The sequence below is a fragment of the Psychromonas sp. genome, from assembly GCF_983033635.1.
The window spans coordinates 1-10,643 of sequence record NZ_CEZLMY010000124.1; the positions used below are offsets into that span (position 1 = coordinate 1).

At 41.7% G+C, this 10,643-nt stretch carries 12 protein-coding genes; 8 read left to right on the top strand and 4 right to left on the bottom strand.

Annotated elements, in window-relative coordinates; genetic code table 11:
* Positions 1-292: 292 nt before the first annotated feature.
* Positions 293-1,126, top strand: coding sequence for a class I SAM-dependent methyltransferase (locus tag AC4GME_RS13855; RefSeq protein ID WP_490376557.1), 834 nt, complete (start codon positions 293-295; stop codon positions 1,124-1,126).
* 224 nt (positions 1,127-1,350) lie between these two features.
* Here the strand turns inward: AC4GME_RS13855 and AC4GME_RS13860 are convergent, their stop codons facing one another.
* The 4 genes from AC4GME_RS13860 to AC4GME_RS13875 are packed head-to-tail and all read right to left on the bottom strand — an operon-like array spanning position 1,351 to position 5,604.
* Complete coding sequence (locus AC4GME_RS13860) at positions 1,351-2,550, bottom strand: ABC transporter permease (protein WP_490379604.1); 1,200 nt, start codon at positions 2,548-2,550, stop codon at positions 1,351-1,353.
* A gap of 3 nt (positions 2,551-2,553) precedes the next feature.
* The gene (locus tag AC4GME_RS13865) at positions 2,554-3,768 is read right to left on the bottom strand and encodes an ABC transporter permease (protein ID WP_490379605.1); all 1,215 of its coding nucleotides are present in this window, start codon (positions 3,766-3,768) and stop codon (positions 2,554-2,556) included.
* On the bottom strand, positions 3,768-4,460 hold the full coding sequence (locus AC4GME_RS13870) for an ABC transporter ATP-binding protein (RefSeq protein ID WP_490377923.1): 693 nt from the start codon (positions 4,458-4,460) through the stop codon (positions 3,768-3,770). The genes AC4GME_RS13865 and AC4GME_RS13870 overlap by 1 nt, the downstream gene beginning before the upstream one ends.
* Positions 4,453-5,604, bottom strand: a complete 1,152-nt coding sequence (locus AC4GME_RS13875; RefSeq protein ID WP_490377924.1) for an efflux RND transporter periplasmic adaptor subunit — start codon at positions 5,602-5,604, stop codon at positions 4,453-4,455. The genes AC4GME_RS13870 and AC4GME_RS13875 overlap by 8 nt, the downstream gene beginning before the upstream one ends.
* A 423-nt stretch (positions 5,605-6,027) precedes the next feature.
* On the opposite strand from AC4GME_RS13875, the gene AC4GME_RS13880 reads away from it, so the two are divergent.
* The 7 genes from AC4GME_RS13880 (at position 6,028) to AC4GME_RS13910 (ending at position 10,484) form a co-directional block, all read left to right on the top strand.
* Positions 6,028-6,189, top strand: a complete 162-nt coding sequence (locus AC4GME_RS13880) for a hypothetical protein (protein ID WP_490377925.1) — start codon at positions 6,028-6,030, stop codon at positions 6,187-6,189.
* Positions 6,190-6,199: 10 nt separating this feature from the next.
* Complete coding sequence (locus AC4GME_RS13885; protein WP_490377926.1) at positions 6,200-6,331, top strand: hypothetical protein; 132 nt, start codon at positions 6,200-6,202, stop codon at positions 6,329-6,331.
* 473 nt (positions 6,332-6,804) lie between these two features.
* On the top strand, positions 6,805-7,260 hold the full coding sequence (locus AC4GME_RS13890) for a methyltransferase family protein (RefSeq protein ID WP_490377927.1): 456 nt from the start codon (positions 6,805-6,807) through the stop codon (positions 7,258-7,260).
* A gap of 293 nt (positions 7,261-7,553) precedes the next feature.
* Positions 7,554-8,084, top strand: a complete 531-nt coding sequence (locus tag AC4GME_RS13895) for a substrate-binding periplasmic protein (RefSeq protein WP_490377928.1) — start codon at positions 7,554-7,556, stop codon at positions 8,082-8,084.
* A 3-nt stretch (positions 8,085-8,087) separates the two neighbouring features.
* Entirely contained in the window at positions 8,088-8,360 is a 273-nt protein-coding gene (locus tag AC4GME_RS13900; RefSeq protein WP_490377929.1) for a hypothetical protein, read from the top strand.
* 682 nt (positions 8,361-9,042) lie between these two features.
* Complete coding sequence (locus tag AC4GME_RS13905; RefSeq protein WP_490377930.1) at positions 9,043-10,260, top strand: phosphoribosyltransferase family protein; 1,218 nt, start codon at positions 9,043-9,045, stop codon at positions 10,258-10,260.
* Between the two features lie 65 nt (positions 10,261-10,325).
* Positions 10,326-10,484: a hypothetical protein gene (locus tag AC4GME_RS13910; protein WP_490379606.1), complete on the top strand. Its 159-nt coding sequence runs from the start codon at positions 10,326-10,328 to the stop codon at positions 10,482-10,484.
* Positions 10,485-10,643 lie beyond the last annotated feature (159 nt).

Here is a 10,643-nt window from a genome sequence, read left to right on the forward strand (position 1 = left end):
AGCTATAGATTGTGGCTTTTCAGATCAGGCCCACATGACAAGAGAGATCAAAAGCTACATGGGTCAAACACCGTCCCTGCTACAAAAAGTGTTAGATACAGAAATTCTTCTCTAACTATCAGTTTCGCATTCCCCCGGTGTCAGCATAGTTGCAATATCAACTCGCCCGTAAAATGGCTCAAAAGCTATCTGTTCTGTCTGATTTATTCAATACAGCATAACCCCATTCCTATAGCATGCATTTAAACCAACACACGAGAGAAATACTCTTCGTAAATACTAGGATTTATACATGTTCAAAGAATTAACCCAAATAGATCAAAAACCGGAAGTATTTTCGGTTTATACCACCGATAAATTATGGACAGAGCCTCACCTTGCAGAACAAATGCTTCAGGCTCACTTAAGCCAGGAAACACCAATGGCATCACGTCCTTTGATAGCAATAGATAGAGTTGTTACATGGATAGATGATATGTTTGAATTGAATGGAAAATCGATCTGTGACCTCGGATGTGGTCCCGGTCTATATGCGGAAAAATATGCTTTGCTGGGAGCAAAGGTTCATGGTTTGGATTTTTCTGTCAATTCAATTCAATATGCTAAAGGCTCTGCATCTAAATGTCAGTTGGAGATCACTTATGAAGTTGCAAATTATCTAGAAAAAGCACTCCCTTCAGATCAAGATATAGTAACGTTAATCTATTGTGATTTATGTGCAATCTCGGCAAGCCAACGTCAAAAACTCTATAGCCAAGTACGAGAATGTCTAAAACCCGATGGTACTTTTGTCTTCGACGTTTTTTCTCTAAGTGCATTTGATAGCTTTACTGAGCATTGCTCATTTGCACCAAATTACATGCATCCTTTTTGGTCAAATAACAAGTATTACACTTTCCACAATGCCTTTCGCTACGAAGGTGATCGTGTTTCACTTGACCATTACACTATTGTTGAAGAAGAGCGCACATGGCATGTCTATAACTGGATACAATATTTTACACGTGAAAGCATTCGCACCGAACTCGCAGATAATGGGTTCGAGGTGATAGAAATCGTAAATGGATTTGATACAGAAGAAGCGAATAGCTCTTCATTTGGTGTCATCGCTAAACTGAAGTTATAGCCTAGATTAAGTACTGTAGTGATGCAGTTATTTGGATCAATACACTGTAGTTTCTAACTCTATAATGGGGGCGTTTGCGAGTTAGTTTTCTAACTCGTAAAGGAGCATAAAGCTATGTATAGACTCCACCAATTCTAACAATTATCCTGTGCTAGTAGTCTAATCCCACCCAAAGATTGGATAATCAACTTGTCCGATAGTTGACAAAAAGAAACTATGAATCACTATTCCGTACGTAAGGCTTCGACAGGGTCGAGTCGAGCAGCACGGCGGGCAGGGAGGACTCCGGCAATAAGTCCAATGCTAATGGCAATGACTTCGGCCAGAATGACAAAGTTCCATGAAGTATGTACAGGCAGAGCAGGCAAACTCAGATGCAGGAGTTGGGCAATGCCGATACCCAGTCCCAGTCCTGCAAGTCCACCAATAGCAGAAAGTACAATTGCCTCACCTAAAAATAAACTAAGTACCTGAGACTGTTTGGCACCCAATGCGCGAATTAAGCCGATTTCACTAATGCGTTCATTAACGGCAATCGTCATGATAGTGACGATGCCGATAGCACCGACTAATAATGAAATACCGCCAATGGCGCCAACTGCAAAGGTCAGCACATTTAATACTGAACCCAGTACCTCGAGCATTTGTTGCTGAGTGGTAATGGTGACATCATCCTTGCCATGTCGAGATTCAAGGATTTCTTTAATTCCGTTTACAACGGTTTCCACTGAAGTATTATCATCATAAAGAACATCGACTTCATGCAGGGTGTTACGGTTAAATAAACTCAAGGCACGGGATGCTGGAATATAAATTGTATCATCCAGATCAAAGCCCAATACGTTACCTTTTGACTCCATTACACCAATAATGCGAAAACGATGACCGCCCACCGTAATGCGTTGTCCTAAAGGATTTTGATCGCTAAATAATTCGTGTTTAAGTTTACTGCCTAGTACGGCAAAAGCACGCGGAGCAGTGGGATCATCATCAGGCAGAAAGCGGCCTGACTTTACGGCCATTTGAAAAGCTTCAGGCATTTGTGAGCCGGCACCATAAATCGTAGTACGGCGGCTACGATTTCCAGCTTCTACTTCTGCATTGCCCTGTACAAAAGCCACTACGGCTCTGGCATAAGGTAAACGTTTAAGTGCTTCGGCATCTGCAATTGTTAATGGCCGTTCAGTACCAAATACGCCCATACTGATGCCGCCAGTAGTCGCCTTGCCTGGATTTATGGCCACTAAATTAGTACCAAACTGGGTAAATTCAGCGAGCACAAACCTATGTACACCTTCGCCAATAGAAGTTAATAGGACAACCGCAGCAACGCCCACAGCAATACCCAATGCAGTTAAAAAACTTCGCAAGCGATGTGCAATCAGAGATGAACCGGTTAAATGGAGGAAGTCGCGTAGCTGCATAATCTATTTACCTCTTAGGGCTAAAACCGGATCAAGGCGCGCGGCTTGTCGAGCAGGAAGCAGACTAAAAATAAATCCGGCCAACAGACTTACAGCAATCGCAGTCGCTACCGCCCAGAGTGGGGCATAGGCTGGTAAGTCTGGAAAAGCCTGTCTTATAGCAAAACAACCCAGTTCACCCAGTAATAAACCGATGACGGCACCGAATGCAGATAACATAATGGCCTCAGATAAAATCAGGCGGATGATCTGACGTTGAGGAGCACCCAATGCTTTAAGTAAACCAATTTCTGCGGTACGTTGAGATACGGCGACCAGCATCACATTCATGATTAGAATACCGGCGACAGCGAGACTGATAGCCGCAATGCCGCCGATCGCATAAGTCAATGCACCTAATATACGATCAAAAGTTACCAGTACCGCATCCTGGGTAATCACTGTCACATCCCGCTTACCCTGATGACGTTCCTTTAATATTTCAATTGTGGATTGTTTGACTGACTCAATGGCTGAACGGGTTTTGGCTTCTATTAGAATACGAAACAATGAAGGGGTATTAAACAGTTGCTGTGCAGATGCCACCGGGATCATAATGGTATCCTGTACATCCACACCAATCGATCGACCTTCAGAAGCCATAATACCGATCACACGAAAACGCCTGTCACCCAGACGTATCCATTGTCCGACTGCCGCCTGTGTAGCAAATAGTTCGTCACTTATTTTACGGCCAATAACGCAGACTGGCGTAGCACGATCCAGATCGGTGGCAGGCAAGAAATGCCCTTGTGCCAGTTTCCAATGGCGAATATTTAAAAGCTCCGAGTTACTCCCAATGATAGGAACTTCACGTGAGCGTCCCTGAAAACTGGCATTAACTGAACCAATATTGATAGGCGCTATACGGCGAATGTTTGTGTTTCGGGTTAATACCTGTGCATCATCCAGCGTCAGATCGCGGGGAGTCGTTCCAACCATTGCTATGGGGTTAAGGCCCGATGTTTCAGAATAGCCGGGGAAAACAATCACAAGATTGGTCCCTAATGAGGAAAATTCATTTGTTACATAGCGTCGTGCACCTTCACCCAATGCAGTTAGCATAATGACTGCGGCAACACCAATAGCCATGGCAGTTAACATTAATATCGTTCGGGTTGGATAACCCATCAAGGCTGTCCAGGAGAAACGGGCAATGTCACTGATAGAAGTTGCCATTAGCTTGAGCTTGTCTGAGATAAAGTTTGATCTGATTCAATCCGGCCATCAACCATTTGTATTTGCCGCATTGCTCGTTGGCCGATATTGGCATCATGAGTCACGATAATCACAGTGATCCCCTGTTGGTTAAGTTGTTCAAGAATATTAATGACATCCTGACCGGATTTTTGATCAAGATTACCCGTTGGTTCATCAGCCAGTAATATATTCGGCTGCATTATGGTCGCACGGGCAATCGCAACACGTTGGCGCTGCCCGCCTGAAAGTTGATCGGGAGTATGATGAGCGCGATCTGTTAAGTCCATATCCGTGACGGCTTTATTAACAAGTGGACGCCGCCGCTCAGGCTCTGTACCAGCAAGTATTAAAGGGAGTTCAATATTCTCTGCGGCAGTTAATCGGGGAATCAGGTGAAAAGCCTGAAAAACAAAACCGATGGTTTTGCTTCGTGTTGCAGCCCGTTGGCCATCAGGCAAGACGGTGACATCCTGCTGGTTTAGTAAATAGGAGCCTTCAGTTGCACTATCAAGTAAGCCGATTAAATTCAGTAAGGTTGATTTTCCCGAACCGGAAGGTCCCATAATTGAAATATATTCACCCGCTTGAATAGACAGATTAATATCATCCAGCGCATGTACCGTTTGATCTCCAACAAGAAAGTCACGATGAATGCTTATTAATTCAATCATGTTTATTCTCAATAACGGCATGGGCACCATCTTTGACACCTTCCCGCTCGATTGAAATAACAAGCTGTTCACCAGCTTTGATGCCATCAATTACTTCCGTATAACTCCAGTTGCTCATACCAGTTGCTACCTGACGTTGTTCAAGCAGTCCATCATCGTTGAAAATGAGTACCTTGTTGCGTTCAAATAATGCCACAGTGGGAATGCGTAAAACGTTATCACGTCGTTCCAGAATAACTTCGGCATCTGCACTATAACCGGGCAACATATTCTCTGTATCTTCGATGTTGCTAAATGAAACTTCTATTTCAACCGTGCGCGACTGTTTTTCCAGATCCAGCACATAGACAGCAACGCGGCGCACAATACCGTCAAATGTTTTACCGGCAAAAGCATCCAGTGAAATACGAGCGGGCATCTGCGCGCGAATCTGAGGTGCATCGACTTCATCAATAGGCGCGGAGACATAAAGGCAGGTGTAATCGATCAGATCAATCGCCGGCAGGGTAGCGACGCCAATTGGAGAAGGCGTAAGAAACTCACCTCGTTCACCATTAACTTCAGCAACACGGCCGGCAAAAGGGGCGGTTAATCGGGTACGTGCCAGCGCTGCCTGGGCGACATTGATTTTTGACTGGCTGACCTTGATTGATGTATTAGCGGCTTCGCAGACGGCCCGTTTTGCTTGTGCTTCACTTTCTGTATTATCTACACTTTCTTCAGACACCATCTTTTTTTTGCGTAATATGCGCTGGCGACGAGCTTCACGTTTGACTGCCTCGGCGATAATGCAGGCTTCGTGCGCTAGTGCAATGGTTCTTTTATTTTCATGCTCAGCCAGTGTAACTTGTGCCTGCAAATCATCATTCCATATTTCCAGCAACAGTTGTCCGGCTTTGATCCGATCACCTTCTTTAACGGGCAGACTTTCAATCTGCCCACCGATAGAGGGGGAAAGGCGTGCACGTTGACAGGCTTTGAGCGTCCCCGCGCGGGTATTAGTAATGGTTGCAAGAACTTCTCCATGCGTTACTTCCTGTACCACAACAGCGACCGGGCGAGGACGTTTGGTATAAACAAGAAGTACTGCAATGCCGACAATAATCAGCAGACTGATAAAGAGCAGGCGATGTCTTTTTAGCATGAGAATATCCCGATATTTTTTACAGGAATCTATTTTATCTGTTTATTAATGCAGCCCGGATTAACTAATATTATAATCTCTAAAATTACCATTTAGCTGAGCTTGCCTAAGCTCTAACCTGAGATAATCAGAGCTCCCTTAAATATAGACTTCTTTGACCAATTTAAAACCTCAAGAGCGTCAATGAGTTGAGTTATCTTAGTAATCGTTTATTGCACATAAAATTAAAATACAATCTGCTGTTATATCTCCGTTTATACAAAGTTATTTAAATACCTGAAATGTAATGTGATCTTTTTTTATCTCAAATTAACTGTGTTGTAGGTGACTATATTTAGATAAGTATCACTCGCACATTAGTGCGAATGCGGACTAATAGTTTGTTAACTTCTATTATCAGCAACATAAAAAGGGGGAATTGTTATGATACCTAATATTATTGAAGTGATTAGTAGTGAGCGTACACTTGAAAAGTATTCAAATAAAAATCGTTTGTTGAACGAAGCTGTTCCCGATGTCGGGCACCCCAAACAAAGTGCATCCGAACCCGATAAGATTTTTTTTGCGCCTGAATCCCTTGTCTAGCAATGGCGCGTTGCTAGAATTCAAAACCGAAGATGTTGTATTTGCCGAAAACGTAGAAACTGTGGCCAATAAAGAGGGGGAAACATTTAAGATTTTTAAAATATGGATTCGTAACGGCAGTGTCGCTATCAAGCTTGAATAATTCTCTGTGTAGGGTTATTCGAATGATTTTTGCGTATTAGCAGTAAGATATTTATCATTTTTATTTTTTATGATCCGTTAGAATTAGCTAATTTAGGAAAGAAATTCCTAAGGCGGAAAGGGGCACAAAGCGCCTTACAATGTTTTACTGGAATTTATGAAAACGAAGCCAAATTTGCTGTACCACTACACCCTTGGAATACGTGTTATCTGCCAGAAAAAGCATCAGTTTGATTGTTATCATGCCTTGTTCGTTAGTTATTAAATAAAAACAGGTGCTTAGTTATTATGTTGTAAAGGTGATACATGGCACTAGGCCTGTATATATTTTCCCTATAACTCAGTTGCCCATATAACATTTTGATCTGTTCGCTTTATTATGTAAGATAATTTTTTTATGAATTATATATATAAGGCCTAGTGATTGATGCACTCGGTTGTGTATAAAGCGTTAAATAGAAGAAGGAGAATCAAATGCTGATGGATAGATTTTGGAAGAAACCTCCGAATCAAGTGTATATGCTGACCACCCTCATGGTGGTATTACACTATCTATATCCGTTTGGAATACTAATTTTGTACCCATTCAATCTGATTGGAATCCTTGTTGTCGTTGGGGGGCTAATCATGGCAATAAAAGCAAAAAAGATGTTTATACAGGAGAAATTACCGCTTAGTCCAGTGGGTGAACCAGTAAAAATATTGACTACAGGTCTATACAGAGTCAGTAGAAATCCAATGTATCTCGGTTTTGTCATTATGCTAATTGGAATCTGGGTTATTTTGGGAAGCGTTACCCCAATAATTGGACCGCTGGCACTGTATTTAATCATTAATTCATATTACATCCCGTTAGAGGAAAAGAAGATGAACGAATCATTTGCTGAGGATTGGAAAGAGTATACCCAGCGTGTAAGGCGTTGGATTTGAGTGTGCAGGTACATCCGAAACTGGGTTATTAGCGGTAGTGTTAAACCACATGGCTTTCAGGCAGTTGATATTTAAGTTGCTGCACTCAGACTAGGTACAGTCGTCGCGGTTTTTGCTAAAAATAAAAAGCAGCAAAAACAGCACCAACTTACTCGCAGGTGAGCAAGGCGTTCTGCTTTGCCTATCCACTGTTGGTGAATTGCCTTTGTTTTTTCCATATTGCTGGTTGCATTTTCTAGAGTACTAAGAATATATTCAATTAACGATAACTCTAAAGAAATAAAGAGGTTGTTATGAAAAAAATAATTTATCGTAAACGTTGTTTTCTACGCCCCATGCTGACAATATTTTTTTTCATCTTTTCTTATTGCTTCTCTATTCCAGTTGTATTCGCTGAGTCATCATGTGTTCTAAAAATGGGTTGGGAACCATGGAAGCCTTATCAGTATATCGACGAAAATAAACAATTAACCGGATTGGATATAGACTTAATAAGAGCCATTGTGAAAAATATGGGATGTGAAGTCCAGTTAGAAAAAACACCATGGAGAAGACAGCTCTTTGAGGCTGAATATGGAAGAATGCATTTGGTGGCATCTGCATCAATGACTGAGGAACGAAAAAAATGGGCATATTTTTCAGAATCTTATCGAGAACACAAAAGAGTGCTTTTTGTATTAAAAGGCACCGTCAACAGATATCAGTTTGAATCTCTAAAAGATATTATTGGCACTGACTTTAACTTAGGAGTTGTCAGAGGCGTTTATCAAGGAGAAGAGTTCGCGCGGTTAATTAATAGTCCTCAGTTCAAAAAACAAGTCTAGGTTGTGGGCAAGAGTATTCAAAATCATAAAAAATTAATCGCAGGACAAATTCATGGATTTTCCGGAGATGAAATATCAGGAAGCCACCTATTGCGTGAAAGAAACATCTTGGATAAGGTTGAAATTTATCCAATGATAATCAATTCCGGCAGTGTATATTTGATGTTTAGTAAAAAATCCACAATACCTGAGTTGGTTGAAAAGTTTAACAAGAGCCTCGCTGAGCTGAAAGCAAATGGAATTCATGAAAAAATTGTTAAAAAATACTTGGAGTAAAAAGCTGTGTATCAGTTATTCGATTACAGCAGAACAAGGCGCTTTCACCAGACCGGGTTAGCTGAGGCGCTTTTTTTGATATTGACGTTTATGGAAGTCAATTAACTTTTTAAATTCTCTCGTTTCACCCACCCTGCGTGGTGAAGCGCAACGTTAATACAGTCACTTCCAAAATTGATTTCTAAGTCGATTGGTGGCGTTTGCTACTTAGGTTTCTAAGGCAGAAAGGGGCACAAAGCGACTTAGATTGTTTACTCTAATATTGTGCTGTAATTTAATTTATCTGGCTTGAACCAGCAAGGTTGATCAGATATTTATCTAGATTGGTATCAGCTTGTTTACTGGCTATTTAACGATCTTTTTAATAAATCCCTTTGTATGAAACGAGCGGTAGAGGCAACGCTGGACTTCGCCTGCCAATCGAGTATAAACAGAAATAAAATACGGATATTTACGAAGGAGAATAACAAATTCTGATAAGGTTTTGTCGCATTGGTATAATGCGCTAAAACATACTGTTCAAATCAACATTTCCTTTTTGGTAAAGCGCTTTTATTCTTCCTATACTCATAAAAATTGAAATTTTGTATGTATATACAGTATCGATTAGGAAGCGTTAACATTAGAATGGGCGTCTTAATTTTAGCACCTCCAATCAACCGATTTTGATAAGGATCTGTTCATGAGTTTTTCGACCAATCGGTCTAGTAATGTCGTCGTTGTAAGTAACACGTCTGACAACCCATTCGCAATCGATATCGCCTACGCTATGGGTCAGCATGAAGACATTGCTGATTTGATCAGCATGAAAACCTTTATGAATTCTGAATTTTGCCCACGCTTCATCTCTGATGAGCTGGATATGGATTCCATCGGTCAAACACTGACCGGCAAGACCGTGGTTATTGTCAGTACCAGTAGCCATACTAAATCTCGTCAAGAATTGGCGATGTCTAATTTGGTCATAGCCCGAACCGCCAAAGAAAATGGTGCGACTCGCGTGGTTCTGATTGAACCTGATTTGTTCTACAGCGCACAAGACCGAGGTGCTCATGCCGATTTAGGCGAGACGCATTTTGAACGCGACGTTAAAGACATTAAGAAATTCGACGGCCAAGCATTCACGGCAAAGTTATATGCACAGCTATTAAAGCTCTCTGGCGTTGATACCGTGCTAACAATTCACAACCATTCTTACTCTGTGCAGCGTATTTTCTCAGACGTATTTGAAGGCGATTTTCACAACCTGATCCCTTATCAAATTTACGCTCACTATTTATTGAATAGCGATATTTTAAATTACGGCCCAGATGGTGAAGGGTTGGTATTATGCGCACCCGATAAAGGCGCGCGCGATTTTGTGAAAGACATGTTCAATACGCTTGGCTTGTCTAAAGCAAAATTTATCATGCTCGACAAAGAACGCACCAACGAACGCAAAGTGGCCATTACCCTGCACAACGAAAGTGAACACACCTTTGAAGGTCTAGACGGTTGCAGCATTGTGTTGTTCGATGACATGGTTCGCACCGGCTCTACCGTGGTTAAGTCTTGTCAGTTCTTACAAAAAATCAACCCTGAGCGCATGGTGTTTGCTGTTTCGCATTTCTACGCCAGCGATGAAGGTCGCGAGCGCATGGCTCACCCGGCCATTGGTGAAATTTTAACGCTCAACACTTTGCCAACCATTCTAAACCGTGATGAGCAGGGCCGTTTACGTAAGAAACTAGTCGTACTTAAAGTCGAAAAATGGCTAGCACAAGAGCTCACTACCATTCTAGATTTGCCATATCATCCGGAAGCCAACCCATACAAGATTGATATGTCTTCAAAGAACCCGCGCTTTCAACGTAAGATCTGGTACAGCGAAGAATTGTCGGATTTAAAGAAGGGCAAGTAGTAGGTAGTAAAAAAGAGTAATCGAGTAAGCTCGGCATTGGTCGAGCTTTTTTATGGGTGGCAATTATGTCTGACTGTGTTTTCTGTAAAATTATAAATAATGAAATGGAAACCAGTATTATTTATGAAGATGAAACACTCATGGCGATTGTACCTTTACATTCTGTGCATCCTGAGTCGGCTTTAATTTCCCTAAGATCCATATTGATCACTTCACCGACTTAGAAAAGTGTTCTAAATGAGAGGCCAAAATCACTGTGCCACTAGTTGCTAACAAGGCAATTAAATCGGGGCAAGATCACGCATAACGGCTGTCATCGTTTTTGCTAAAACAAAAAGCCAGCAAATACAACGCCATCCTATGTGCTGTTGTTTGCGGCGTTA